At 69.7% G+C, this 25,431-nt stretch carries 26 protein-coding genes and 1 pseudogene; 8 read left to right on the top strand and 19 right to left on the bottom strand.

All coding sequences use genetic code 11. The features are described from left to right. Positions 1 to 53 precede the first annotated feature (53 nt). Positions 54 to 947 (bottom strand): class I SAM-dependent methyltransferase, encoded by an 894-nt coding sequence (locus AB0K92_RS02615; protein WP_365918647.1) that lies wholly within the window; start codon positions 945 to 947, stop codon positions 54 to 56. 76 nt (positions 948 to 1,023) lie between these two features. Then, the gene (locus tag AB0K92_RS02610; protein WP_365918645.1) at positions 1,024 to 1,902 is read right to left on the bottom strand and encodes an LLM class flavin-dependent oxidoreductase; all 879 of its coding nucleotides are present in this window, start codon (positions 1,900 to 1,902) and stop codon (positions 1,024 to 1,026) included. Positions 1,903 to 2,147: 245 nt separating this feature from the next. Here AB0K92_RS02610 and AB0K92_RS02605 point away from each other — a divergent pair, with 245 nt between their 5' ends. Then, the gene (locus AB0K92_RS02605; protein WP_365918643.1) at positions 2,148 to 2,543 is read left to right on the top strand and encodes a DUF192 domain-containing protein; all 396 of its coding nucleotides are present in this window, start codon (positions 2,148 to 2,150) and stop codon (positions 2,541 to 2,543) included. 339 nt (positions 2,544 to 2,882) lie between these two features. Here the strand turns inward: AB0K92_RS02605 and AB0K92_RS02600 are convergent, their stop codons facing one another. The 17 genes from AB0K92_RS02600 to AB0K92_RS02520 form a co-directional block, all read right to left on the bottom strand. Beyond that, on the bottom strand, positions 2,883 to 3,575 hold the full coding sequence (locus AB0K92_RS02600; RefSeq protein ID WP_365918641.1) for a hypothetical protein: 693 nt from the start codon (positions 3,573 to 3,575) through the stop codon (positions 2,883 to 2,885). Between the two features lie 7 nt (positions 3,576 to 3,582). After that, positions 3,583 to 5,895 carry a hypothetical protein gene (locus AB0K92_RS02595; protein WP_365918639.1) on the bottom strand — a complete coding sequence of 771 codons (2,313 nt, stop codon included), beginning with the start codon at positions 5,893 to 5,895 and terminating at the stop codon, positions 3,583 to 3,585. A 5-nt stretch (positions 5,896 to 5,900) separates the two neighbouring features. Beyond that, positions 5,901 to 6,341: a hypothetical protein gene (locus AB0K92_RS02590; protein WP_365918637.1), complete on the bottom strand. Its 441-nt coding sequence runs from the start codon at positions 6,339 to 6,341 to the stop codon at positions 5,901 to 5,903. Between the two features lie 646 nt (positions 6,342 to 6,987). Then, positions 6,988 to 7,602, bottom strand: a complete 615-nt coding sequence (locus AB0K92_RS02585; RefSeq protein WP_365918635.1) for an OmpA family protein — start codon at positions 7,600 to 7,602, stop codon at positions 6,988 to 6,990. A gap of 8 nt (positions 7,603 to 7,610) precedes the next feature. Next, positions 7,611 to 8,189: a hypothetical protein gene (locus tag AB0K92_RS02580; RefSeq protein WP_365918633.1), complete on the bottom strand. Its 579-nt coding sequence runs from the start codon at positions 8,187 to 8,189 to the stop codon at positions 7,611 to 7,613. A 35-nt stretch (positions 8,190 to 8,224) separates the two neighbouring features. Continuing rightward, positions 8,225 to 8,818 carry a flp pilus-assembly TadE/G-like family protein gene (locus AB0K92_RS02575; protein ID WP_365918631.1) on the bottom strand — a complete coding sequence of 198 codons (594 nt, stop codon included), beginning with the start codon at positions 8,816 to 8,818 and terminating at the stop codon, positions 8,225 to 8,227. Continuing rightward, positions 8,818 to 8,973, bottom strand: coding sequence for a hypothetical protein (locus tag AB0K92_RS02570; RefSeq protein ID WP_365918629.1), 156 nt, complete (start codon positions 8,971 to 8,973; stop codon positions 8,818 to 8,820). The genes AB0K92_RS02575 and AB0K92_RS02570 overlap by 1 nt, the downstream gene beginning before the upstream one ends. Before the next feature lie 105 nt (positions 8,974 to 9,078). Then, the gene (locus AB0K92_RS02565; protein ID WP_365918627.1) at positions 9,079 to 9,870 is read right to left on the bottom strand and encodes a response regulator transcription factor; all 792 of its coding nucleotides are present in this window, start codon (positions 9,868 to 9,870) and stop codon (positions 9,079 to 9,081) included. Further along, the gene (locus tag AB0K92_RS02560) at positions 9,867 to 11,108 is read right to left on the bottom strand and encodes a histidine kinase (RefSeq protein ID WP_365918781.1); all 1,242 of its coding nucleotides are present in this window, start codon (positions 11,106 to 11,108) and stop codon (positions 9,867 to 9,869) included. The genes AB0K92_RS02565 and AB0K92_RS02560 overlap by 4 nt, the downstream gene beginning before the upstream one ends. A 330-nt stretch (positions 11,109 to 11,438) precedes the next feature. After that, a complete protein-coding gene (locus AB0K92_RS02555; protein WP_365918625.1) occupies positions 11,439 to 12,326 on the bottom strand; it encodes a DUF5936 domain-containing protein in 888 nt (295 codons plus the stop codon). 114 nt (positions 12,327 to 12,440) lie between these two features. Continuing rightward, positions 12,441 to 13,385 (bottom strand): type II secretion system F family protein, encoded by a 945-nt coding sequence (locus AB0K92_RS02550; protein WP_166002037.1) that lies wholly within the window; start codon positions 13,383 to 13,385, stop codon positions 12,441 to 12,443. Positions 13,386 to 13,527: 142 nt separating this feature from the next. Further along, positions 13,528 to 14,865: a CpaF family protein gene (locus AB0K92_RS02545; protein WP_365918622.1), complete on the bottom strand. Its 1,338-nt coding sequence runs from the start codon at positions 14,863 to 14,865 to the stop codon at positions 13,528 to 13,530. 23 nt (positions 14,866 to 14,888) lie between these two features. After that, on the bottom strand, positions 14,889 to 15,260 hold the full coding sequence (locus AB0K92_RS02540; RefSeq protein ID WP_365918620.1) for a TadE/TadG family type IV pilus assembly protein: 372 nt from the start codon (positions 15,258 to 15,260) through the stop codon (positions 14,889 to 14,891). Between the two features lies 1 nt (position 15,261). After that, the gene (locus tag AB0K92_RS02535) at positions 15,262 to 15,684 is read right to left on the bottom strand and encodes a TadE/TadG family type IV pilus assembly protein (RefSeq protein WP_365918779.1); all 423 of its coding nucleotides are present in this window, start codon (positions 15,682 to 15,684) and stop codon (positions 15,262 to 15,264) included. A 2-nt stretch (positions 15,685 to 15,686) separates the two neighbouring features. Continuing rightward, positions 15,687 to 16,943 carry an AAA family ATPase gene (locus AB0K92_RS02530; RefSeq protein ID WP_365918618.1) on the bottom strand — a complete coding sequence of 419 codons (1,257 nt, stop codon included), beginning with the start codon at positions 16,941 to 16,943 and terminating at the stop codon, positions 15,687 to 15,689. A 7-nt stretch (positions 16,944 to 16,950) separates the two neighbouring features. Further along, positions 16,951 to 17,658, bottom strand: coding sequence for a Flp pilus assembly protein CpaB (gene cpaB / locus AB0K92_RS02525; RefSeq protein ID WP_365918616.1), 708 nt, complete (start codon positions 17,656 to 17,658; stop codon positions 16,951 to 16,953). Between the two features lie 54 nt (positions 17,659 to 17,712). After that, positions 17,713 to 18,720 (bottom strand): hypothetical protein, encoded by a 1,008-nt coding sequence (locus AB0K92_RS02520; RefSeq protein WP_365918614.1) that lies wholly within the window; start codon positions 18,718 to 18,720, stop codon positions 17,713 to 17,715. 445 nt (positions 18,721 to 19,165) lie between these two features. On the opposite strand from AB0K92_RS02520, the gene AB0K92_RS02515 reads away from it, so the two are divergent. From AB0K92_RS02515 to AB0K92_RS02485, 7 genes and pseudogenes are all read left to right on the top strand, one after another. Next, positions 19,166 to 20,848, top strand: coding sequence for a glycoside hydrolase family 18 protein (locus tag AB0K92_RS02515; RefSeq protein WP_365918777.1), 1,683 nt, complete (start codon positions 19,166 to 19,168; stop codon positions 20,846 to 20,848). A gap of 70 nt (positions 20,849 to 20,918) precedes the next feature. Continuing rightward, on the top strand, positions 20,919 to 21,371 hold the full coding sequence (locus tag AB0K92_RS02510) for a hypothetical protein (RefSeq protein WP_365918612.1): 453 nt from the start codon (positions 20,919 to 20,921) through the stop codon (positions 21,369 to 21,371). Between the two features lie 4 nt (positions 21,372 to 21,375). Next, positions 21,376 to 21,870, top strand: a complete 495-nt coding sequence (locus AB0K92_RS02505; protein ID WP_365918610.1) for a hypothetical protein — start codon at positions 21,376 to 21,378, stop codon at positions 21,868 to 21,870. Beyond that, the gene (locus tag AB0K92_RS02500) at positions 21,867 to 22,424 is read left to right on the top strand and encodes a putative T7SS-secreted protein (protein ID WP_365918608.1); all 558 of its coding nucleotides are present in this window, start codon (positions 21,867 to 21,869) and stop codon (positions 22,422 to 22,424) included. The genes AB0K92_RS02505 and AB0K92_RS02500 overlap by 4 nt, the downstream gene beginning before the upstream one ends. After that, positions 22,400 to 24,526 (top strand): annotated as a pseudogene (locus tag AB0K92_RS02495) (RHS repeat-associated core domain-containing protein); the annotation flags it as partial. The gene AB0K92_RS02500 and the pseudogene AB0K92_RS02495, both read left to right, overlap by 25 nt. After that, positions 24,516 to 25,013 (top strand): Imm50 family immunity protein, encoded by a 498-nt coding sequence (locus tag AB0K92_RS02490; RefSeq protein ID WP_365918606.1) that lies wholly within the window; start codon positions 24,516 to 24,518, stop codon positions 25,011 to 25,013. The pseudogene AB0K92_RS02495 and the gene AB0K92_RS02490, both read left to right, overlap by 11 nt. Further along, the gene (locus AB0K92_RS02485; RefSeq protein ID WP_365918603.1) at positions 25,003 to 25,407 is read left to right on the top strand and encodes an Imm50 family immunity protein; all 405 of its coding nucleotides are present in this window, start codon (positions 25,003 to 25,005) and stop codon (positions 25,405 to 25,407) included. The genes AB0K92_RS02490 and AB0K92_RS02485 overlap by 11 nt, the downstream gene beginning before the upstream one ends. The last annotated feature ends 24 nt before the right edge of the window (positions 25,408 to 25,431 follow it).

The following is a 25,431-nucleotide window of genomic DNA, read 5'->3' as shown; positions in this document are numbered from 1 at the left end:
GTGGGAGTGGAGAAGCAATCAAGGCAACCAGGCAGGCTGACGGGCGGGTGGGTTTACGGGGCGGGCGGGCTTACAGGCGCAGGCGGACTTCCGGGCGCAAGCGGGCTCACGGGCAGGTGGGCTTCCGGGCCACGAAAAAACAGGTGCCGGGTGCTGTGGGCGACGAACGCGCCCTCCGCCTGGATCAGCTGGTGCAGCGCCCTCAGTCGCGGCTCGTACGCCTTGACGGTGAAGCCGGGCACCATCCACACCACCTTCCGCAGGAAGCGCACGACGGCGGCGATGTCGTGGAACTCGACCCGCATCCGCTCCGCCCGCCAATCCACGACCTCCAGCCCGGCGGCCTCGGCGTCGGCGCGCTCCCGTTCCGGGTCGCGCCCGCGGCGTACCTCCTCGGGCTGGGGCCCCAGGAAGTACTCCACCAGCTCGAAGACGCTGGCCGGCCCGACGTGCTGGGCGAAGTACGTGCCGCCGGGCTGGAGCACCCGCGCGATCTCGGCCCAGTGCGGTGTGACGGGGTGCCGGCTGACGACCAGGTCGAAGGCGCCGTCCGCGAACGGCAGCGGCGCGTCCTCCGGGGCGGCCACGACCACGACACCGCGCGGCCCGAGCAGGGCGGTGGCCTTGGCGACGTTCGGCGGCCAGCCCTCGGTGGCGGCGAGAAGCGCCGGTGCGGAGGCCGCCCGGCCGAGCGCGAAGTCCAGGCCCTCCCCTCCTCCGGTCTGGATGTCCAGTACGGCGGTCGCGGCGCCGAGCCGCCCGGCCAGCGACTCGGCGTACCGCCAGGAGGGCCGCGCCTCGGTGGCCCGGCCCTCGAACCAGGAGAAGTCCCAGCCCTCGGTGGGGACGGAGGCTCCCTCGGCGACGAGTTCGTCGAAGGTGGGGGGGTGCTGAGTGGGGGTGTGCTGACTGGGGACGTGCTCGCTGGGGATGTGTTCCCTGTCCATGAACTGATCGTCGCGAACGCGGCGGAGCGCGGCCAACGAATAGCCGGCCGCTGACGGCGGACCTCCCGGCTGCCGGTCAGTCGACCAGCGGCCTGACCTGCTCGGCCGCGAACCGGACGAACCCCTCCGGGTCGGGCTCGTCGGCGGTCGGCTGCAGGACGACGGAGTCGGCACCGGCCTCGGCCATCCGCCGTACGGCCTCGGCGACGTCCGCCGCGTCACCCGCGACACCGAGACCGGGCACGTCGGCGAGCCCTTCGGCGGCCAGCTCGGCACGCAGCCGGTCGAAGGCGCCGGGACCGGTGGCGGTCAGCAGATACACGACGATCCGATGCGGCTCGCCGTCCCCCCGGCCGGCCGCCGCGCGCCCTTCCTCGATGAGCCGCCGGGCCCGTCGTACGCCGTCCGGAGGCGTGGCCACGGTCAGGATGGTGCCGTCGGCGGCCTCGCCCGACAGCCGCAGGGAGCGCGGACCGGTGACCCCGGCCAGTACCTCCGCCGGGGTGAGCGGGGGCCAGTCCAACGCGACGTCGTCCAGTCGCACGTACCGCCCCTCGGTGCTGACCCGCTCGCCGCGCAGCAGGGCGCGCAGTGCGACCAGATACTCCCGCAGCAACGTCACCGGCGACTCGGCCCGGGCGCCCACCTGCCCCATCCAGTCCTGCACGCCGTGCCCGACGCCGACGATCGCCCGGCCGGGGAACATGCGGTGCAGGGTGGCCGTCTCCATGGCGGTGACGGCGACGTTGCGCAACGGCACGGGCAGCAACCCGATGCCCACCTTCACCCGCTCGGTCCAGGCGAGCGCGGCGGCGGCCGTGGAGATCCCGCCCTCAAGGAAGCAGTCCTCCCACAGCCACAGCTCGTCGAGCCCGGAGTCGTCGGCGAGACGCGCGAGGGCACGCAGCCGCTCGGGGGGAAGCTGCGGGCGGAACACTGCACCGAGTCCAGTCATGAACACTTCCTAACCGGAACGACGCACGCGGACAACTCTTTTGGGCCGCCGCCTGATTAACCGTCACGGCCCACCCGACCTGGTGCCGCATCGGACACCACGGGATCGTTTCCCGGCTGATGTCCTGGCCGGAACCTTGGATGTATCCGTCGGGGGCACCGAAACCTGGAGCGGGAGCCTGCGGATCCTGCGCATGATGACAGTCTGTTCCGCCGGAATCGTGCCGCAACGGGAGGTGGACTCGGATGGGCCGAAGGTGGCGCGACGGGCGGGGAACGCTGGTGATCCACGGGGTCAGGGGCGAGGTCCGAGTCCCCTTGGAGATCGCGACGTCCTACCGGGCCCGCACCAGAGGCCTGCTCGGCCGGGACACCGTGAACGGCGCGATGCTCCTCTCCCCCGCCGGCAGCATCCACACGCTCGGCATGCGCATCCCCATCGATGTCGCCTACCTCGACCGCGGGCTCCGTGTCATCGCCGTACGCACCATGCGCCCGGGCCGCATGGGGATGCCCCGGCTTCGGGCTCGGCATGTGGTGGAGGCGGAGGCAGGTGTGATGGAGGGGTGGGGGTTGAGCGCGGGGGTGGCGGTGAGGATCGTGGCTCGGGGAGAGCAAGGGGAAGCACGGGGCGATGAGTAAGCGTCAGGCTCCGTCTGCCGGACGGGTAGTCAGCGGCTCCCTGCGGGCTGGGCAGTTTCAGCTTCAGCGGGCCGCAGCCGAGACGGGCGGCCTCGGCCTCGGCCTCGACGTAGCGGGGGAAGAGGGTGCGTACGACAGCACTCATACCGCTGCCATTGACCTGTACGAGGAACACCGTCGTGCCTGTCTGAAGGCAACGGGCACGAAAAATCCCGTGGTTGGGACCGATGCCGCCGAAGCCGGCATCGGAGCTCACCCGGTCGCCCTCGGCGAGCGCCATCCTCCCGAAGATGTCATCCCCTCCGCCACCGGAAGCGCCGGTGCCTGGACGGACTTAAGTCATACGGCATCCGGCACTCGAGTCGGCAAACCGGCCTGCGACGCACAGCCCGCGGCCTCGGCGACCGCCCGTGCCATTGAGTTGAGGATGACCATGACGTCTCTTGCTTTGTCGTCCCCACGGAGCCGGTTGATGGATGCATACATCTCGGCCTTCACATAGTCCGCGTCCCCAATGTGAGCATCCTTGGTCGATGCCTTGGTCGAACAACGAAAGAAGAGGTCAGCCCCGTTGAGGCCCACCTGCGCAAAAACACCAAGCGGGTATCGAACCTTCCTGTCACTCGAATGTGCTTTTCCTGAGGGGTAGTACCTAGACGCTGAAAACCGAACCTCGAACAGCGGCTGCACACTGCCGTCGTCCGCCTTATACACCGAGCACTCACTCTGCTTGAGGTAATCGTCATGAAGATGCTTGACCGACCTGCTCACCGAGAATTCGTCCGGCTCGCCTGCTTGATTAGCTCCAGCAAGCTCTTCAAACCTGTTCGTGCCGGACATACGCTTGAGGGCTGCAGCTGCCGACGGGTCGAGCGTCCCATCACAGATCTCGTGTGCAGGAATCCCCTTCTGAGCTTTGCTCCGCCCATCCGAATCAGATCCGCCACTGCAACCGCTCGTAAGTAGTGCAGCGACCGCGATGAAGAGCGCAATCCTCGACTTGCCACCCTCTACCAGTGGAAGCATTTTCACGCCAACCTCAGTCCTTGAACGGGGGACGACCCCGGTAATCGTTCTGATTCGGTCCCGTACCCAGGTAGCTACCCTCCAGACCCTCGATCCATTGCTCTTCATCTGCCTTTTCGCCAGCTTTCGGGTGGCCCTCGAAATACGCGGCATAAATCTTCCCCAGGCCGTCCGTCCCTTGATCGAAGAATTTTCGACTCGTCATCTGCGAAGGACCACTGGGATCGGCTGCCGCTTCTTCCGTCGCCTTATCGATTTCATGACCGAGCAGCGTATTGGCTGCGTTGACGATCTGATCCGCAGCTACAGGAGCAATCACCAGGGCGGCAGCAGTGGAACCAGGAAGAGGGACAGCGGCGACTCCGCCGGCCACCACCGCACCCGCCATCAGCTTCTTCCAGTCGGACGAGCGGGCGAGCTCCTTGTTTGCTTCCTCGGATTCCTCACCGTAAGTCGTGGCTGCCTGCTGCACGCGAGAGTGATCAAGGATTCCTCGGGCTTCCGCGCCGACAGACATGGCATCTCTGGCGCGGTTCATGTTCTCCTCGCTGGTGGCCGGGTTGGCATCCAAGAGGCTCAGGGTGTACATGTGCTGCGCCGCGGTGACGATTTTGTGTGAGTCCTCATTCTGGCCGAGGACGCTCAGGAAGTCGATGGCCCCTTGATTGCCAATGCTCGCCCGGCCGTCGTAACGGGCCGGCAAGTCACCCGGATCCTTTTCGTGATCGCCGATGCCGGAAAGCTCGTAGTCGATATCGTCGATGTACGCACCGCCGATCTTCCCCAAGCTGTCAGCGAGTTCGGGCTGCGTGTGCAGCAATTTGGGGCCGCCCTCGCCTCCGTAGAGGTACGCGACCTGTTCGAAGACAGCTGCGGTGTTCGCCGTACGGCGGTCACCACCTGCCACGGTGTCTTTCGCGTCGGCGTCGTACGGGTATCCAGTCGTCGCCGCCTCCAACGCGTGACCGAGTGCGTCGCGCCCGGCCACGTAGCCTTCTTTACCGTCCATCGTGGTATCGGGCAGCCAGAGACGTTCACTGGTCAGATACTTGAGATGCTCGTTGACCTCGGATTCGGTGTTGACCGTGTCTCTTTCCAACGTCGGCATGGAAGTATCCGAGAAGTCCGGGCGGGCGAAGAACTTCTCCGAAGCGCCAGGATCGTGCCCCAACGCCTCGAGGAAGCCTGTGACGGGGTCCCGGCCACGGTCATTTTCATTGCCCCACAGGTTGAGATCTCCCGTATTCCAGTTATTGACCCATGGAGTGGCGGCCCGTCCGTTGACCTGCTTGTCGTATGCGAGGAGTTCGTCACCGTATCGGTAGAGGAAATCGTCGTCGTAGTCACCGAAGCGCATGAGATTACTCATGACGGCGTAGCCGGTCGGGTTTCCGGCATCGCCGATCCCGAGCTGGTTCGGACCCAGTTTGATCATCTGGTCCTTCCAGCTCGTCATCTGGTCACTGTCGGAGAGTGTGGCTCGACCCAGAATGATTCCGAGGTTTTTCTGCAGCTGCCTGGCCTGCTTGTCCCGTGCGGGGTTGTGGTTGTATTCCCCCTGGTACGGGTCAGCTATACCAGCCCAGAAAACAAGCGCCTTCTTCGGTCCTACTTGTGTCGCGAACTCCTCCGCGAAAAGCGGGTCATTCTTGTACGTGACCAGGGCGCTGTTGAGCGAAGCGAGTTCCGCACTCGTCACGTCGCGAGGATCCTTCGCGAGGATCTTGGCCATCCTGTCAGCTTCTGCGATGGCCTTGGCTGCGGAATCCCGGCTGTCATAACTGGCGCCAGAGAATCCGTACTCGGCCTGATCCACGATGAGGCGCAGTGCCTTCGCTGCGGTGGAGTCGCTCTGAGCGGCCTTGCCCAGGATGCGCTGGATCTCGTCGCGAGCATCGTCGACCTCCTGCTGGCTGACCGCTTGCTCGCCGCTCGGGTCGGATGACCAGTCCGGACGGGTGTTGGCGACGACCGTGAACGAGCCGTTCCCGGTGTCGGCAACGGTCAGGTGCTTCTTGGCGGCACGGTCGATGGCGTCGTTGAGTTGGGTCCGGTAGTCGATGAGTTCCTGTCGGGTGTCCTTGAGGATCTTGGCGACCGTGTTCGCCTGGGCATGCGCGTCAGCGAACTCAGCGGCGGTCTTCGTGATGAACTCACGGCTGACGGTGGCGTTGACGCCCGTCCACGCGGCCTTGTCGGCCCTGGCTTTTAAGTTGTCCTCGGCATCTTTCTTCAGATCGGCAAGTTTCTTCGCCATCTGTTCCCAATCGGTGATCGCTTCACCGAGCTGGGAGAAGTTGCCGTAGCGCAGGGCGTCGAGGTCCATCGGCGTCAGTGGCCCTTCCGGTCGTCGAATCCCTCGTCGAGCGTGGCGATGCTGCTGACCGCGCCGGCGATGTAGGTGTCGTCGGCAGCGTGCTGGTTCTTCGTGAACCGGAGGTGGTTCGAGATGTGGGCACAGGCGTCCAGGAGTGTCTTGGTCTGCTCGCTCCAGCGCGCCGTCACATGTTCGAGTGCGCCGCCGAGAGCGAACCCCTCACTCTTGAGGCGGTCCGCAGCCGTCTCGGAGGCGACTCGTGCGTGTCCGCTGTAGGTGGTGAAGTCGTTGAACAGGTCGCGGGCTGCCTTCCCCACGGCTTCCAGATCCTGGTTGCCGACCTTGAGGTCTCCCTGGGTGCTCCCCTGGTCGGCGGGGTACTGATTGAGCTGCATCCGTGTGGGACGATGCTCCGCCGCCGAGGCCTTGAGCTGTTCCCACTCCTCCCACGCCATACGCGTGTCCTCCCCGTGCCAACTTGTCGTCGTCCTGTGCCCCGTGGCGTTCGCTCCGGTCGTGTCGTGGTCCTCCGCCGCCGATCCCGCTTCCGGTGATGCCGGGGGCGCCGGCCGCCGGGGACGGCGAGGCGGAGGCCGCCGCCGGGAGGTCGGGCAGCCGATAGACATCCGCGGGCCCGGGGTCGCCGGGATTTGAGTTCGTCGACCCGCTGCCGGAACTTCGTGAACGACGACAGCTCGGTGGCAAGGTCCTGAACCGTGTCCCTCGCCGCGTCGAACACACCGGGCAGCCGGAAGGAGCCCGTCGCGCCCGTCGACGCGCTCCCCGAACCGCGACATCGCTCGGCAGCACTGGTGCCTCCCCGTTTTCCCGTCCGGCCCCCAGACCGGACGAGACCGCACCCGTCACTTTACTGGTCGGCCGTGACTGACCGTTCGGGGCAGGCACCACAGAGTAGGCATTCAGCCATCGCGCTTGGTTTCTGAGCCAACCATCAGGGCGAACCTACGCATCGCACGCCGGCGTTTGCCTACGGTCGTCGTCGCTTCTGTCCATCGGCACCACTGGCCCCTCCGGTGACCGCTTCGGACAGGGAGCCGACTCCGAGGCCGATGAGTCCGGCGACTGAGAGGAGCGTCGGTCTCAGCTCTCCCCCCGCGGGAACGACACCTCCACCCGTCGGTTCTTCTTGCGTCCCTCCTCCGTGGTGTTGGTGGCGATCGGGTAGTCCTCGCCGTAGCCGCGGACCTCGAAGGTGACGCCGGGGTCGTTGAGTTCGGCGGACAGGATTTCGTGGACGGCGTTGGCTCGTTGCTTGGAGAGGATGTCGCCGTGGGCTGAGGAGCCGAGGTTGTCGGTGAAGCCGAAGACGCGGATGCGGGTGGCGTTCTGGGCCTTGATCTCCTCGGCGATCGACCGGATGCGGGCCTTGGACTCCGCGCCGAGTTTGGCGCTGTCCCTCGGGAACAGCACCTCCGCCTGAAGGGCGAACTTCACGTCCGCGTTGGTGTCCTCCCGGCGTTCCTCACCGCTTTCGTCCTCCACCACCTGCTTGATGTCCAGGACCTTCGGCTCGGCCAGCGTGGCGCCTTCGGGGAGTTTGAGGTCCGGGTCGTTGGCGTCGAGTTCCACCGGGGCGGCGGCGGTGGCCTCGGTGCCGGGCGGGACGCTGGGGTTGTCGTCGGCGTGGGCGGTGGTGGCGGTGAGGAGGAGGACGGTGGTCGCGAGGGTCAGGGGGAGGCGTCGGGTTCGGGTCATCGGTGGCCTCACCCGGCGAGGGAAATGGTGGCGCTGGCGAACGTGGGGAGTTGGAAGGTGACTTCGGTGGTGTCGGACGGTGGGGCGGGGAACTGCATGAAGACGGGGATGGTAGCGCCGGCCTTGATCCTGGGCATGCCTGTGGTCGTCAGGGGGCGGCCGTCTGTGTCCCGGAGCACGTAGTAGCGCTTCTTCCCCGCCGAGTCGACGAGTGTCGCCCCACCGAGCGAAGACCCGTGCCTGATGATTTCCGTCTCGTCTCCGGCCGTGCGGACGGACACACGGGTGGCTTCGTCTCCATCGTTCTTCAGCTCTCCGCTCACGGTCACGAAACCGCCGGCGTCTCGGGTGGCCGAAGTGATCCTCAGCAGCAGCCCGTCCTCCCCTTTCAGCTCCGCCAGGACTTCGTTCGTCTTCTCTTGGGCCGTCGGTTGGGAGTCACTGTCCTGGGACGCAGACGCCGAACGCTGCGGCTTCTTGTCCTCGCCGTCCCCGCCGCCGCATCCGGCCACGCCGAGGGCCAGACCGGCCACCACGGACAACGCGGCCATCCCCCTGCGGGCCTTCGCTGTGAACCGAATGCTCATGCCTGCGTCTTCCTTCATCACTCGTCGTTCGCTTGTCAGTCGGCCAGATGGACGTCGAAAAGATCCTCGGGATCCGGCAGGTCGGTGAGGTCGTCCGGAGACAGTTCCCAGTTCTCGTCCTCGCAGGTGAGAGTGGGCAACTCTTCGTCGCCCGCGTCCTCTCCCAGCGGCTCGAACGTGCAGCGGGGCTCGATGACAGCTTTGGCCGACGCTTCCGCGTAAATGGCCTCTGTCTCGGGGATGATGGTGTCTCCGACAGGCTCGTCGGTCGTGACCTCGACCGTGTAGCCAAGGGGACCGTCCGGCACACAGCTGTCGACATGAGCGTCGTTCTGCGCCGCGAGTTGGTCGGCGCGCCAGCAGGGATCTTCCACCGGTACGGCGCCTTCGAAGATGTCCTGCCACTGGTCGGGATCCTGCACGTTCTCCAGCCAGTCCCCCGCCAACTGGTCCCGGGCGTCCAGCGCCGCCGCGAGAGCCGAAGCGTCAGCGGCCGTCTGTGCCTCATTCCTGGTGGCCGCGGCCTGGCCGACCGCGAGGTAGGCGAACGCAAGGAAAAGCAGGCCCGCCACCACCGTGATGTAGATGGGGAAGGCCTGCCCTGCGTCGCCGTACCTGCGGCGTCTCATCAGCCGGTGACTTCGTCGATCTTCTCCACGATGGCGTCGTAGATCGACTGCCCGATGTCCGTCCCCGTGATGGCCAGCACGATCGCCACCACCACCGCGATGATGCCCAGGTACTCGACCGCGGTCTGGCCCTTGTCGTCGTTCCACTTGTGCATGGGGGTTCCCTCCGGAAGGCGCGCTGTCGGTGGCGGGAGGGTAGGGCGGGGCGGGGGTGGGGGCCGAGGGTCCGGGGGCCCAAAGGCGGGCCCAAGGGAGTGGGGTCATCGGGGGCCTCCCGGGGTGCCGGGGGCCGTGCCCAGCCACCTGGCGGTGGCTTCGGCGCGGGTGGTGCTGTGGAGCTTGGCGAAGATGCGGTTGATGTGGTTCTTGACCGTCTTCTCGCTGATGAAGCAGGCGGCGGCGATCTGCTGGTTGTTCATGCCGGACGCGATGAGGTCCATGATCTCCGCCTCCCTTGCGCTGAGTTGGTACCGCGACTGTGCCATAGTTCGTTGCAGTTGCGAAAGCGGTTCCGGGGAAAATGGCGCTATCGGAGGGCGCGTTGGAGTGTCCGGAGTGTTTGCATCCGCAGGCAGGGGCACGGGCGAGCCTTGCCGGAGCCGCGCCAGGAGTGCGCCTGCCGCCGAGGCGGTGAAGTGCGCTCTGCCCTCCTTGATGTCCCGTACGGCCGTCACCAGCTGGTCCGCGGTGAACTCGCCGTGGACCAGGTAGCCGCCCGCGCCGCGGCGCAGGGCCTCGTGGACGATGTCCGACTCGCGGCTGTAGGTCAGCATCATGACCGGGGCGAGCCGGACGAGGTGCGGGAGTGCCGACAGGCCGTCCACGCCCGGCATGCGGACGTCGAGGAGGATCACGTCGGGGTGGTGGGTGCGCGCCGCCTCGTACGCCTCGCGGCCGTCGGCCGCCTCCGCCACGACCGTGATGTCGGGGCGGCCGGTGAGGAGGGCGGTCAGGCCGGCGCGGACGACCGGGTTGTCGTCGGCGACCACCACCCGCAGGGGCGGTGGCGGCGGGGGCTCCCGGAAGGGGGACGGCGTCTCGTCATCGCTCATGCTGCGTCACCTGGGTCGGGGTCGTCGGGGGCCGTGGGGACCGTCAGCGCCGTCAGCGCCGTCAGGGGGAGCTCCAGGCGGACTTCCGTGCCCCTCGGGTGGGCGCCCCGGCCGATGCTGATGCGGGCGCCCACGGACGCGGCCCGCTCCACCATGCCCAGGAGGCCGAAGTGGCCCGTCTCGCGCAGGTGGTCGAGCGTGGCGTCGTGGGGGAGGCCGCGGCCGTCGTCGTACACGGCCAGGAGCAGGTGGTCGTCCGCCACGCCCGCCGTCACCCGCACCGAGGCGGGGGAAGCGTGCCGGTGGGCGTTCTCCAGGGCCTCGTCGGTGATGGTGAGGAGCTGGCGGCCCACCGCGGGCGGGACGGGGGGCAGGGGGCGGTCCGCGTCCGTCGGTTCGTACGTCGCCGGGATGCCGGTGCGGGCGGTGAAGTCGCGCGTACGGGTCCTCAGTTCCGCCTCCAGGTCCAGCGCACTCGCCGGGCCGCCGGGATCGCGGCGCAGGTCCGTGAGGAGTTCGCGGGACTCGGTCGCCGCTCTGCGGGCCGCGCGGGCCACCAGGTCGGCCTGCCGGCGCAGTACCGCCGCGTCCGGGGCCGGCGCGTTCGCCGAGGCCGCCAGGCCCTCCGCGGCCAGCGCCACGCCGTGCAGCGTCTTGGCCACCGAGTCGTGCAGTTCGCGGGCCAGCCGCGCGCGTTCCTCCGCCACCGCCTCCGTCGCCGCGAGGCGGGCCTGTACGGCCGTCAGGGCCCGCGTCGCCTCGCCGAAGCGCAGCATGAGGTTGCGCAACAGCGAACCGGCCGCCCCCGTGATCACACACAGGCCGGGGACCAGCAGGGCCTCCGCCGGGGTACGGTCCCCGGTCCGGGCCAGGGTCGCCTGCACCAGGAGCAGGATCAGCGACTGCAGCGAGGCGAAACAGGCGGCCCCGCGCCAGCTGTAGGCCAGGCCGGCGAGGAGGGGCGTGCAGACGCTGACGTACGCCAGCGTGGTGTCCGGGCCCGCCGAGACCAGCAGCAGTGAGCCGAACAGGGTGTCCGCCGCGAGCAGGGTGGGGTGGCGCAGGAGCAGCGGGCCGAAGCGTTCCCAGTCCCGGAAGAGGGCGTACGACCCCATGAAGGTGACCACGACCGCCGCGCCCACCAGGTTCTGGCCGAGGCCGGGCGAGGCGTTCAGGAGTGCGGCGGGGGCAGCCAGGGCGATCATGGCCAGGCGGAAGCCGAAGACCTGGCGGCACAGCGCCTGGAGGGCGTTGACCTGGAGGGAGAGGGTGGGGGCGGCTGATCGCTCGGCGGGGGTCGAGGGCGCGGTGGGGGCCGAGGGGTGGGTGAGGGACGAGGGGTGCGCCGGGGGGTGGGTGAGGGACGAGGGGTGCGCCGGGGGGTGGGTGAGGGCCGAAGGGTGTGCCGAGGGGTGCGCGGGGGCCGACGGTGCCTTCTGCAAGGCCCGCCGCACCCGGCCGCCCCACTCCGCCGGACCGCCTCGCCCCGCCGGACCGCCTCGCCCCGCCGGACCGCCTCGCCCCGCCGGGCCACCCCGCCCCGTCCACGTCGACATCGTCGCCACCGCTCACTCACCCGTGATCGTGCCGAAGTCCGTCCCGGACCCCAGCAGCAGGCCCGCGCCCAGCAGCAGCATCGTCGCCGGGACCATGAACGTGGTGATCATCATGGTGGCCTTGGGGACGGCCCGGGCCGCCTTGCGGCGGGCGTTCTGGGCGTCGGTGCGCCGCATGTCCTTGGCGAGGGCGACGAGCGTGTCGACGATCGGGGCACCCAGTTCCTCGCCCTGCTGGAGCGCGGTCACGAACATGGCGACCTGTTCCGAGTCGTTGCGCCGGCGCAGTTCCGCGAAGGCCTGGCGGCGGCTCATGCCGAGGTCCATCTGGCGGAGGGTGATGCGGATCTCGTCCGCCCAGGGGCCCTCGTAGCGCGACGCCACGCGGTCCAGGGCCTGGCGGAAGCCGAGGCCGGCGCTGACCACGACGGCGAGGACGTCCAGGAAGTCCGGCAGGGTGCGCTCGATGACGTCCCGGCGGACCCGGATCGCCGACCAGATCCCGACCTCCGTCCAGAACGCGCCGAAGGCGAGCAGGAGCACGGTCATGAGGACGTTGCCCTGGAGCAGGAAGACCAGGCCGCCCGCGGCGCCCAGCGCGCCGTAGACCGCGCGGCGGGCGGCGTAGCGGTCGATGGTCAGGCCGCCCGGGTTGCCCGCGAGGTCGATCTTGCGGCGGTACTTCGCGACCTGCCTGGGGCCCATGAGGCGCAGGACGGCGGGCGCGTAGCGCATGCCGAGGCGGTCGACGAGCGAGTCGACCGCGCCGGTGCGGGTGGCGCCGACCTCCAGGGCGAGCGCCAGGTCGGTGGGCAGTTTGGCGTCCGCGCGGTACATGCGGATGCCGGCGAAGACGCCCCAGACGGCCACGCCCATCAGCAGAGCCAGCAGTAATGCCATGATTCGGACCCCCTTTCCTCTCCCTCAGTTCCTTGACTCTCGTGACTTCCGTGACTTCCGTGACTTCCTTGACTTCCTCGGGCTCCCCGGTCCCTCGGCTTCCCTGCGGCGCCGTCAGACGTCGATCCGGGACATCCGGCGGATCAGGACGAAGCCGACCGCGTAGAGCGCGAACGCGATGATCACGCAGGCCTGGCCGACGGGTGAGCCGGTCATCCGGTCCAGGGCGCCGTCCTTCACGCCGTTCATCAGGAAGAGGGAGCCGATGCCCATGACCGGGACGGCGTACGAGGTCATGTTCACCTGGGAGAGCTGGGTGCGGATCTCACGCCGGGTCTCCTTGCGCTCCTCCAGCGTCTCGGTCAGGTTGCGCAGCGCGCCGACGAGCTGGCCGCCCGCGCGGTTGGCGAGCACGAGGGTCGTCACGAGGACCCCGAGTTCGCGGGACGGGAGCCGTTCGGCGAGTTCGCCGAGCGCGTCGTCCATGGACGCGCCGACCGCCAGCTGGTTCGCCACCTTGGCCAGTTCCTCGCCCGCCGGGGCCTCCAGCTCCTCCGCCGCCATGCCGATGGCCGTACGCAGCGCGAGCCCGGCGTGGGTGGCGTTGGCGAGGATGCGGGCCAGTTCGGGAAGCTGGTTGATGAACCGCTCGATGCGCTTCTGGCGCTGCCAGTTGAGGAACTGGGTCGCCGCCCAGACGCCGGTCAGGCCCGCGATCGGGCCGAAGAAGGGCGCGAGGGTGGCCTGGCCGATCAGCCACAGGCCCGCGACGGTGGCGAGCATCGCGGCGAAGAACTCGCCGGGCGTGACGTCCAGGCCGGTCGCCGCGAGCCGCAGTTCCAGGCGCCGCCCGAACGCCGTACGGCGCAGGCGGCGGTCCAGGGTGCGGAAGCGGCGCCTGCGGCCGGTGGACGGGACCTGGCCGGCGGCCGTGAGGCGGTCGACCAGGGCCTGGCGCTGGGCCCGGCCCGAGGCGTAGGCGTGAACGCCGGCGACCGCGAGGACGCAGGTCAGCAGGGCGACGCCGGTCGTCAGGGCAACGAGGGTGTTCAGTTCCATGTCCTCAGTTCCATGTCCTCAGTCCCGCGTCCGGTTCCATGTCCTCAGTCCCGCGTCCTCGGTTCCAGGTCCTCGGTTCGGCGTGCTCACTCCCACGTCCTCGGTTCCAGGTCCTCGGTTCGGCGTCCTCACTCCCACGTCCTCAGTTCCATGTCCGGGTGGCGAGCTGGTCCTCGGTGTGGGCGACGCCGAAGGCCTGCGGGATCGGCTGGCTCGCCATGTAGAGGCGGTCGGCGGTGCGGCGGGGCAGCGGGAAGTACCGGAACGCGCCGTGGACCCGGCCGTCGGGCGTCATCGGCCGGGCGTCGAAGCGGGCGACGGTGGCCAGGCGGTACGGCTCCCCGCCGTGGCTGTCGAGGACGGCGATCTCGGTGACGCGGCGCGCGCCGTCGGCGAAGCGGGTGAGCTGGACGACGACGTCGACGGCGCTGTTGATCTGGTCGTGGAGCGCCACGAAGGGCACCTCGACGTCCGACATGGAGGCGAGGGTCTGGAGCCGCATCAGGGCGTCCTCGGCGCTGTTGGCGTGGACGGTCGCCAGCGATCCGTCGTGGCCGGTGGACATGGCCTGGAGCATGTCCAGGGACTCCCCGCCGCGCACCTCGCCGACGACGATCCGGTCGGGGCGCATCCGCAGCGAGTTGCGGACCAGGTCGCGGATGGTGACCTGGCCCTTGCCCTCGACGTTCGGCGGGCGCGACTCCAGGCGGATGACGTGCTGCTGCTGGAGCTGGAGTTCGGCGGAGTCCTCGATGGTGATGATCCGCTCGGTCTCGGGGATCAGGCCGGAGAGGGCGTTGAGCAGGGTCGTCTTCCCGGTGCCGGTGGCGCCCGAGACGATGATGTTGAACCGGGCCTGCACCAGGCCGGCCAGCAGGTAGAGCATGTGCTCGTCGAGGGAGCCGAAGCCGATCAGCTCGTGGAGGGTGAAGGAGCGCGGGAAGCGGCGGATGGTGAGGGTCGGGCCGGTCAGGGAGAGCGGGGGGATGATGACGTTGACGCGCTCGCCGGAGGGCAGGCGGGCGTCGACCATGGGGTTGGACTCGTCGACCCGCCGGTTCACGGTGGACACGATCCGCTCGATCGTCTGCATCAGCTGGTCGTTCGAGGCGAAGCGCAGCGGGAGTTGTTCCACCCGGCCGCCGCGTTCGACGAAGATCGCGTCGGGGCCGTTGACCATGATCTCGGTGATCGAGGCGTCTTCGAGGAGGGGTTCGAGGATGCCGAGGCCGAGGGCCTCGTCGACCACCCGGCGGATCAGCTGCGACCGCTCCACCGTGGACAGTACGGGGCCCTCGCGGCTGATGATGTGCCCGAGCACCCGCTCCAGGCGCGCCCGGCGCTCGGCGGCGGCCAGCGCGCTCATCTCGGCGAGGTCGATCTCCTCCAGCAGCTTGGCGCGGTAGGAGGCGACGAGGTGGCCGTCCTCGCCCCGGCTGCCGTGTTCCTCGGGCGAGTTGATGCGTGCGCGCAGGCTCATGGTCGGTGCTCCCGGTTCCCGCGTCAGTCTTCGTCGGTGGTCGAGTCGAGCGGCATGGTGGCGGACTTCCGGGCGGGGTCGAAGTCCCAGCCGAAGACGACGGAGGGGATCTCGACGGTGGCGGTGACGGTCACCTCGTCGGCTCCCCGTGCCTCCCCGCACGCGGTGCCGTCGGCCAGCCAGCCGCTGACCGCCCGCGCGCAGCCGTCCTGGGCGCTCAGGTCGAGGGAGGCGGCCCGCGCGCCGGCCCTGGCCGCCGTGCCGGCCTGCTGGGCGGCGTACGCGATCAGCCCGAGCTGGACGCCGGCCAGGGCGACGAGGACGAGGACCGGGATGAATCCGAGGTATTCGAGGGCGACCTGGCCGCGATCGCGTGGCTTCCCGTCGTACGGCATGTCAGTCCCGTTCCTCCTCGACGGCGCCCGCCTGGCCGCGTACCTCGAAGGGGAAGCCGACCGCGCCGGGGAAGAGGACCGGCACCCTCAGCGTCACGCGGGCCGTGACATAGCCCGCGCCTGCGCACTCCACGCTCGCGTCCCCCTCCCAGGCCCCCGGCAGCTTGTCCCGGCCGGCCGTCTCGCAGACGCCCTGGCGTTCGCCCGGTGCCGCCGCCGTGGCGGCCCGTACCGCCTCGTCGGCAGCGTTACCCGCGAGCACGTAGGTGTATCCCAGGAGCACGAACTGCCACAGCAGGACCAGCGTGATGAGGATCAGCGGGGTCATGCCGAGGAACTCGATGGTGACCTGGCCGCTGTCCCGCTCGCGCATCCGCTCACGCATCCGTTCGCACATCCGTTCGCGTAACCGCGCGCGCCGCATGCTCATCCCCCCGAGTCCCTGCGCCTGCGGAAGCTCACCGAGCCCCGGTCGCCGCGCGGGCGTCCGCCGGCCCGGCGGTCCGCCGCCGCCGGTTTCACCAGGCCGAGTTCGCCCGCGAGGGCCCACAGGGCCTGTTTGACGGTGCCGCGGTTGTCCAGTTCGTGCAGGCGGCCCGCGTCCACGGCGGCCTGGAGTTCCTTGAAGTGGGCGGGGACGGTGGTGGCCGCCACCGCCGTACCGGTGATCTTGCGGATGAGGGCGGGCTGGATCTCCGTGGCGCGCGTGTGACGGTTGACGACGACGGTGGTCTCCTCCGCCTTGCGGATCTGGAGCCGGTCCCACATGCGCATCACGCGTTTGGCGCCGCGGACGGCGACCACGTCCGGGGTGGTGACCAGCAGCGCGGTGTCGGCCATCTCGACGGCGGCCGCGCCGGCGCCGGTGAGCTGGGCGCCGCAGTCGATGACGACCGTCTCGTAGCGGGAGCGCAGGGCGCTGACGACCTGGCGGGCGGCGCGGTCGGTGACCTCCTCGCCGCGTTCGCCCTCGCCGGGGGCGAGCAGCAGGGCGAGGCCGGTGTCGTGGCGGAAGACGGCGTCGGCGAGGACGCGTGGCGAGATGTCGGTGATGGCGGCGAGGTCCACCACCGAGCGGCGGAACTGGACGTCGAGGTAGGAGGCGATGTCGCCGGCCTGGAGGTCCAGGTCGACGAGGGCGGTGGCGCGGCCGGAGGCCTGGGCGGCGAGGGCCAGCTGGATGGCGGTGACCGTGGTGCCGACGCCGCCCTTGGCGCCGCTGACGGTGACGACGGTGCCGCCGGCGCCGGTGAACACGTCCCCGCCGTGCCCGAGATGGCGGCGGACGCCGACCGACCACTGCGAGACCGCCTGCACCCGGCTGGCGAGTTCCTCGTAGCCGAGCGGGAGGGTGACCAGGCCGCGGGCGCCGGAGTCCATGGCGGCCTGGAAGAGGCCGGGGCTCGCGTCGGAGGTGACGAGGATGACGCCGACCGCGGGGAAGCGCAGGGCGACCTCGCGGATCAGTTCGAGGGCGGGGACGGGGCCGATCCGCTCGTGTACGACCACGACCTCGGGGAGTTCGTCGACGGAGTCGGCGGCGAGCCGGGCGAGGGTGTCGACGAGCTGGGTGGAGTCCGTCACCGGGGCCACCGGCTCGGCGTCCGGGAGCTGGCTGAGCAGGGTGGTGACGGAGCGGGCCGCGTCCGCGTCGCCGACCGCCGGCAGGATCCTCGTGGGCATGCGGGTCTCACTTGTCCTTCGCGAGTTCGTACGTCCGGTCCTTCTCGGGGACCGTGGAGTCACCGCCGGGCGCGACCAGGGCGAGCCGGACCCGCTCGGCGAAGGACTCGGCGTAGGTGAGGCGCTGGGCGTCGAGGGCGGACAGGGCGAAGGTGATGGGCACGGCGTCGGTGGGCTCGCGGCCGCGGTCGTCCTCGTCCGGCCGCAGGGCGGTCAGTTCGCCGACGTCGAGGACCCGGGCGCCGGTGACGATGATCTTCGACTGGTCCGGGTCGCCTTCCCGCTCGCCCTCGAAGGTGGCGTAGACGTTGACCCGGGCACCCGCGGTGATCTTCCCGGCGACGCCGGTCGCCGCGTCGATCATGATGGCGACCTCCTGCTCGCCGGGGCGCAGGGCGGGCCGCGCGACGATCATGTCGGTTTGGAGCAGGGAGCCCTTCTGGAGGGTGGTGACGGCGATCTTGCCGCGGATCTCCGACAGGTCGCGGACCGCGTTGGGCGACAGCCAGCGCTCGGGCATCGCGATCTTCTCGAACTGCCCGGCGGTCAGCGGGGTGTACGGCTCGATCCTCTGCCGGAGCCGGTAGGCGGTGACCTCGGGGCCGACCTTGGACTTCGCGTCGTTGACGACGGACAGGACGCCCGCGAACGCGCCGAGGGCGCACAGGACGGACAGGAGCAGCAGTATCACGCCGCGGCGCTGACGGGAGTTCATGAAGCGGGCAACCTCATCGGGGGGTGGCGGTCGGGGCTTCTCGGGCGCTGTGCCCTATCCGGCGGTGAGCCGGTGGTGCTGGGCGGGCGGGGGCGGCGCGGTGGCGGAGCAGAAGACACAGCGGTCGCCGATGACGTCGATGCCGCACCAGTGGCATACGCCCTGCCGGACCGAGCCGACCAGCTGGTAGAGGACGGACAGGTCGGGCAGGTAGGAGCAGAACTCGACGAGCTTCCCGGTCCCCCACCAGACGGCGGACTCCGCGGGCAGCGGTGTCTCGCGCATCCCCTGCACCTGCCAGGCCGGGGCGAGGGTGGAGGTGACCCAGTCGGATGGGAGCTGGCCCTTGGCGGTGAGCATCCAGGTGGCGAACTCGGGTCCGGTGAGGGCGGCCTCCGGCCCACCCGGCTGACCGGGCGCGCTCTGCCGGCCGGCGCCGCTGTGCCCCCCGGTGCCGATGTGCCCGCCGGTCCCGTTCTGCCGGCCTGTGCCGCTCTGCCGGCCTGTGCCGCTCTGCCGGCCCGTGCCGTTCTGCCGGCCGTGGCCGCCGGGTCCGCCGAGCCGGACGAGCTGCGGCTGCGGATGCGCGACGACGGCGAACTGACTGCCCGGCAGCCAGGACCTGGCGTGCGCCTTGAGGTCGACGGGGACGCGGTCGAGGCGGGCGACCGAGCCGAGCAGGGCGCCGGCGTGGACGTAGTGGGTGAGCAGCCGGCCCGCGGAGGCGAGGACGCCGGGGCCGAGGTCGCAGGAGGCGAGCTGGCGCAGCTGCCGGGCGAGGACGGCGACGCCGAGCGGCGGCAGGTCCGGTCTGAACAGGGCGATCCGGTCGCTCTCCAGCAGGGAGCGGACGGTGTGCAGCCGGCGTTCGACGGCGGCGGGGACGGCGGAGGAGTAGACGACGACGAGATGACCGTGGGTCTCCAGCAGGCCGGTGACCTCGGTGAGGACCTGCTCCAGCGGGCGCCGGTCCAGGTCGCCGAGGACGACGGCGGGCAGGGTCCGCTGGTCCTGCGGCGGCAGCGCCAGGTCGGCGCTGGTCACGGCAATGGCAGTTGGCACGCGCAGCTCCCCGTCTCACGCCGGTCGGTCCGCCGGCGTTACTCCGGCACACCGAGGTGACTTCATTGCGTGACTACCTCAGCACTGTATCCACGGCTCTGTGACCGGAGAACAGCGTTTGTGTAGCTCGGGAGCAACTGCCTTCGCGCAAGTCGCGTCAAATCGGGGCAGGTTGTGCACGCACCGGCGCGGAGCCGCCCCCTTCGGGTGACCCGGCCGGCCCGCCGCGCTGACGCCCGTCTTGATCCGCCCCTCTTGACAACCCAATTGGTCTGGACCAACTTTGAGGCCAGCGGTGGCCACCGTCGTCCCGAACGACCCCCACTCCCCACCGGAGGCCCCAGTGGACCTCGTACGCAGACGCGGCAGGCGGTCATCCCGCACCGGCCCCGCACGCTCCCCGCGCGACGACCGCGCTATCCGCCGCATCCGCCGTGACCGCGGCATCCGCCTCTGGTCCGGTGCCGTCACCACCGCCCTCGGCCTCGCCCTGCCCTTCTCCCTCCTGACCGCCACCGAGGCGTCCGCGGCCGACGTCAACAACGTCAGGAACGCCGGGTTCGAGTCGGGCCTGGCCGACTGGACCTGCTCGGCCGGCAGCGGTGCGGCCGTCTCCTCCCCCGTGCACGGCGGCGCGGCCGCGCTGAAGGCCACGCCCGCCGGACAGGACAACGCCCGCTGTACGCAGACGGTGGCCGTGAAGCCCAACTCGACGTACACGCTGAGCGCGTGGGTCCAGGGCGGCTACGCCTACCTGGGCGCGACCGGCACCGGCACGACGGACGTCTCGACCTGGACCCCCGACTCCACGACGTGGAAGGAACTGAGGACGACGTTCACCACCGGGGCCTCGACCACCTCGGTGACGGTGTACACCCACGGCTGGTACGGCCAGGCCGCGTACTACGCGGACGACATCTCCGTCCACGGCCCCGACGGCGGCGGAGGCGGCGACCCGGCCCCGACCATCCCGGGCGCCCCCGGCGGCCTCCGGGTCTCCGGCACGACCTCCTCGTCCGTCTCCCTCACCTGGAACACGGTGTCGGGCGCGACCGGCTACACGGTCTACCGCAACGGCACCAAGGCCACGGCGGTGACCGGCACGTCGGCGACGGTGACCGGCCTCGCCGCCGCCACGTCGTACTCCTTCCAGGTCACGGCGACGAACGCGGCGGGCGAGTCGCCGAAGTCGGCCACGGTGACGGCGACCACGGCGCCCTCCGGCGGCGGGAACGGACCCGCGCTCCCGAAGCACGTGGTGACCGGCTACTGGCAGAACTTCAACAACGGCGCGACCGTGCAGAAGCTGTCGGACGTCCCGTCCCAGTACGACATCATCGCGGTGGCCTTCGCGGACGCGACCGGCACGCCGGGCGCCGTGACCTTCACCCTGGACTCGGCCGGGCTCGGCGGCTACACCGTGGACCAGTTCAAGGCCGACATCCGGGCCAAGCAGGCGGCCGGCAAGAAGGTCATCATCTCGGTGGGCGGCGAGCGCGGCACGGTCACGGTCAACGACGCGGCCTCGGCCAGGAACTTCGCCGACTCGGTGTACGCGCTGATGCAGGAGTACGGCTTCGACGGCGTCGACATCGACCTGGAGAACGGCCTCAACGCGACATACATGACGCAGGCGCTGCGGGCGCTGTCCGCGAAGGCGGGCCCGTCGATGATCCTCACGATGGCGCCGCAGACCATCGACATGCAGTCGACGTCGAACTCCTACTTCCAGACAGCGCTGAACGTGAAGGACATCCTCACGGTCGTCAACATGCAGTACTACAACAGCGGTTCCATGCTGGGCTGCGACGGCAAGGTCTACAGCCAGGGCTCGGTCGACTTCCTCACCGCCCTGGCCTGCATCCAGCTGGAGGGCGGCCTGGCCCCGTCCCAGGTGGGCCTCGGCCTTCCGGCCTCGACCCGGGCGGCGGGCGGCGGCTACGTCTCGCCGTCGGTCGTCAACAGCGCCCTGGACTGCCTGACGAAGGGCACGAACTGCGGCTCCTTCAAGCCCTCCCGGACCTACCCCGACCTGCGGGGCGCGATGACCTGGTCCACCAACTGGGACGCCACGGCGGGCAACGCCTGGTCCAACACGGTCGGCCCCCACGTGCACGCGCTGCCGTAGCCACTCCACCGACGACACCACCGCGTGGGCCGTTTGCTCTCCGTGAACGGCCCATGCGATCTTTGTGAACATGAGTACGGGGGACACGACCGAAGACCTGGTCGACGTCGTGCGGCGGGCACGGGAAGGACTGGCCCCGCCGCAGGCCGTCTTCGAGGCGTTCATCAGGGCGCGCGTGTACTGCGAGCGCCCGGAGGAACCAGGTTTCCTGACGGTGCCCGCGCCCCCGGTGGGGCATGAGGGCACCGGGCCGCGTTCCGGCCTCTCGGACCTCGTCGACGGAGCACCGGCGAGCAACCCGGCGGACGGCCTGGTCCCCGTCTTCTCCTCCCTGGGGCAGTTCGCCCTGTTTCTCGGCGAAGGCCCCTGGTTCTCGACGACCGGTGCCGACGTACTCGATCTGCTGCCGCCCGGACTGGACATATGGCTGGACCCGGCCGCCGAGCACGCGGTGCGACTGAACTCGGCAGCCGTAGGCACCGAGCCGGTGCTGCGCATCTCGTACCGGAACCGGGGGGAGTGACGACGTGGGCGGTGAGGCCTGGCTGATCCCCAGGGGGGCCGACGGCGGCGAGTTCAGGTACGAGGTCCGGTTCCTCCAGTCCATCGCGCGTCCGCTGGGGGAATCGACGGCGGCGGCGCGGTCGTTCGCCGGCGAAAGCGCGGAGCGGCGCATGGACGTCCTCGCGCTGAACACGCTCGACAAGACGGGCGCGGACGACATCACGGACGCCGTGAACACGTTCCTCGACAAGTGGAGCCACGGCCTCGGCTGCATCGCCGACGACGCCGAGGTGATCGTGGCCTCGCTCAGCTCGGCGATCAACACCTTCCTCGTCACCGACACGAAGGTGGCCTACGAGGCACGCCAGGTCCGCCTGCAGCAGCAGTACGAGGACGACCATCCGGTCACGACGTGGCTGGAGGGATACGGCATCACGGAGAAGAAGGCCGTCTTCGCACGCCGTACCGACCCCCCTGGGCAGCCGGGCAACGGCGAGGAGCAGGCACCCCCAACATGACCGACAGAATTCTCTTCCGCCGGATGTGGATCACCGCGGAGGACACCGTCCAGGACTGGGTGCCCGGCAAGCCGCCCGAACTCGACACGCTGGTCGAAAAACTGGCCGGCGCGGCCGCGGACTTCGGCCAGGGCGCGGAGCAGTTGCGCAAGCTCAACACCGACCCCTGGCAGGGGGAGGCGGCCGAGGTCTTCCGCGACACCGTCAAGCGGCTGCCGAAGGAACTCGACACCGCGCTGGACGCCTTCGTCGCGGCGAGTCTGGCGGTGCTGTCCTACCGGAACGTCCTCGATGCGGCCCAGCGCCTCACCCAGCAGATCATTGACCACGACGCCCCGGTGGCCCGCGAGTTGTCGCGTACGTACGAGAAGGCCGTGGACGACTACAACGCGGCGGCGAGGTCCGGGGACAAGCCGGCCACCAAGCCGCCGGAGGCCGACCCGGGCAGGACCCTGATGACCGAACTGGTCGGCAGGATCCAGAAGGCCAAAGGGGAGGTCGAGGAAGCGGCCGCCGCCGCCCGACGCGAAAGTGGACGGTGGAGGGCCGCCTGACCCGCCGCACGGCGTCGGACGGCACCACCGAGACCTGGACGTACGACGGCGAGGGCAACTGCACCACCCACACCGACCCGTTGGGCGGCGTCACCCACTTCGCGTACAGCCACTTCGACCTGCTGACGTCCCGCACGGGCCCGGACGGTGTCCGCTACGACTTCGACCACGACCTGGAACTGCGGCTGACGCAGGTCACGAACCCACAGGGTCTGACGTGGACGTACGAGTACGACGCGGCCGGGCGTCTGGTGGCGGAGACGGACTTCGACGACCGCACCCTGGCGTACGCCTACGACGCGGCGGGCCGCCTGACCTCCCGGACGAATGCGCTCGGCGAGACGATCTCCTTCGAGCGCAACGCACTGGGGCAGGTGATCCGCAAGAACGCGGCGGGCCGGGTCGCGACGTTCTCGTACGACCCGGCGGACCAACTCGCCGAGGCCACGGGCCCCGAGGGTGCGAATCTCACCCTGTCACGCGACGAGTTCGGCCGCCTGCTGTCGGAAACGGTCGACGGCAGGACACTGACGTACACGTACGACGCCCTGGGCCGCCGCACCGGCCGCACGACCCCGACCGGCGCGACGACGACGTGGTCCTACGACGCGGCCGGCCGCCGCACCCGCATGGTGGCCTCCGGCCGCCCGATCGACTTCACCTACGACGCGGCGGGCCGCGAGCTGACCCGCCGGGTCGGCGAGACGGTGACCCTGGAGCACGGCTTCGACGAACTGGGCCGCCTGACGACACAGTCGGTGAGCGGAGCCGGCGGTCGCCGCGTCCAGCACCGCTCGTACACTTACCGCGCCGACGGCAACCTGACCGGCATCGACGACCAGTTGTCCGGCCCCCGCCGCTTCGACCTGGACGCGGCGGGCCGCGTGACGGCGGTCCACGCGGCGAACTGGACGGAGACGTACGCCTACGACGCGGCGGGCAACCAGACCTCGGCGTCCTGGCCCGCCTCCCACCCAGGCGCGGAGGCGGCGGGCGAACGCGCATACACGGGCACCCGCATCACCCGAGCCGGCCGAGTCCGCTACGAACACGACGCGCTCGGCCGCACAGTCCTGCGCCGGAAAGCCCGCCTGTCCCGCAAGCCGGACACCTGGCGCTACGCATGGGACACCGAGGACCGCCTGACCTCGGTGACCACCCCGGACGGCACCCGCTGGCGCTACACCTACGACCCCCTGGGCCGTCGCACGGCGAAGCTTCGCCTGGCGGAGGACGGCGAAAGCGTCGTGGAACGGGTCCAGTTCACCTGGGACGGCACGACGCTGTGCGAACAGACCACGCTATCCCGGGACCTGCCCCACCCGGTCACCCTCACCTGGGACCACCAGGGCCTGCGCCCCCTGGCCCAGACGGAACGCCTCCTGCCCACCGCCGACGCCCCGCAGGAGGAGATCGACTCCCGCTTCTTCGCCATCGTCACCGACCTGATCGGCACCCCGACCGAACTCGTTGATGAGCGAGGCGAGATCGCCTGGCACACCCGGAGCACCCTGTGGGGCACCACCGCATGGGCGGCCGACAGCACCACTTACACGCCCCTGCGCTTCCCCGGCCAGTACTACGACCCGGAAACGGGCCTCCACTACAACTACTTCCGCCACTACGACCCCGATACGGCCCGGTATCTCACCCAGGACCCGCTCGGCCTGGCTCCCTCGCCCAATCCCATCGCCTATGTGCACAACCCTTGCGTGTGGACGGACCCGCTGGGCCTGTCGCCGGATTACCCGAACAAGGTCGGACGTACGTTCGATGAGGCCAAGGTGCAAGCTTTGCGCGATGCCGGCGTTCCGGACGGTGCCCACCCTCTGGAAGTCGACGCATTCGTGCGCGCAACGACGCCTGCGTGGCAGGGATCGAAGCAATTGATGACCGACGATCACCAGCCCATCTACTACACCGAGGAGATCTACGAGCATCTCGACGGTGAAAACCTTATCGTCTTTCAGGATCACTGGTTCGGGCACCAGAAACCGGGCGAGCCCGGTTATCAGGGCCCACATGTCCACGTGAGACCTTTCGAGGACACCCGCAACGGGCAGATCCCGGGCGCCGAGGAGCACTACTACTATGACCGTTGACGAATGTCTCGCCAATCCGCAGGTGCTGCGCTCCCTCTACGGTCACGTCCCCGAACTTCGCGGAGTGCGGGTTCGGTCGGTCAATCTCAATTGGCGTGGGCCCACTCTGACGCTGCGCGTCGACATGCCGGCGTATCCCCGGGTGCCGCCGCAGGAATGGGCGGACGCAGGGTTGGACACCGTGCAGTGCCAGCTGCAATTCCTCGCTGTGGAGCACCTCTCGCTCGAAAGTTGGTCACCGCCGGTGGTCGGCGATGTCGAGATGGTTTCGCTGGGACACGAGCGGCGCATGCGCGTGACGGTCGACGGCAGGGGGACGGCGCTGCGGTTCGACTGCGCCGAATCCGTGCGCGTCGGTCACATCAGCGCCTTCAGAATCGGCGCAGACGGATCGGATGACGGACGGCACTTCTTCATGAGCGTGATCGATGCACGGCGGTATGACGCCCTGCCCGGAACCGAGGAGAAGACGTTCTATGAGCGCTGAGTGGGAGCGACTGCTCACCTCACCGGACCGTCTCGGGACTCTTTACGACGACGAACCGCCCAAGCCGGAGGACTGTCACCTCTTCTACGTTCACCTTGACGAGCGCGACACGTCAGTGACCCTCGGTTTCGAGACACGACACCTGCCCGCGCACACTCCCGGGGAATGGGCGGCGAAGGAATTCAACACCGTGGAGTTCTACCTCGTCTTCCCCGATGTCATGGGGTTCCGGGCAACCGGCTGGGGAGCGTCCGAGGCCGGCCGCGTCCGGCTCAAGGCCCGCGACGGCGGACTCTTCGAGGTGACGCTGGGAACCACCGCTTCGGGAATCCGGTTCGAGGCCCCTGCGCCCCGCCTGGCGAAGGTGCGCCCCTACCTCGCGGCCCGGCAGTGAAGCGGGGGCCCGCGCCGCCTCCCC

Origin of the sequence: Streptomyces sp. NPDC052687 (assembly GCF_040678395.1) — a bacterium.
In the GTDB taxonomy this organism is placed as follows: domain Bacteria; phylum Actinomycetota; class Actinomycetes; order Streptomycetales; family Streptomycetaceae; genus Streptomyces.
Note: the sequence above shows the minus strand (reverse complement) of the source record. Positions and strands in the feature narration are given on the sequence as shown.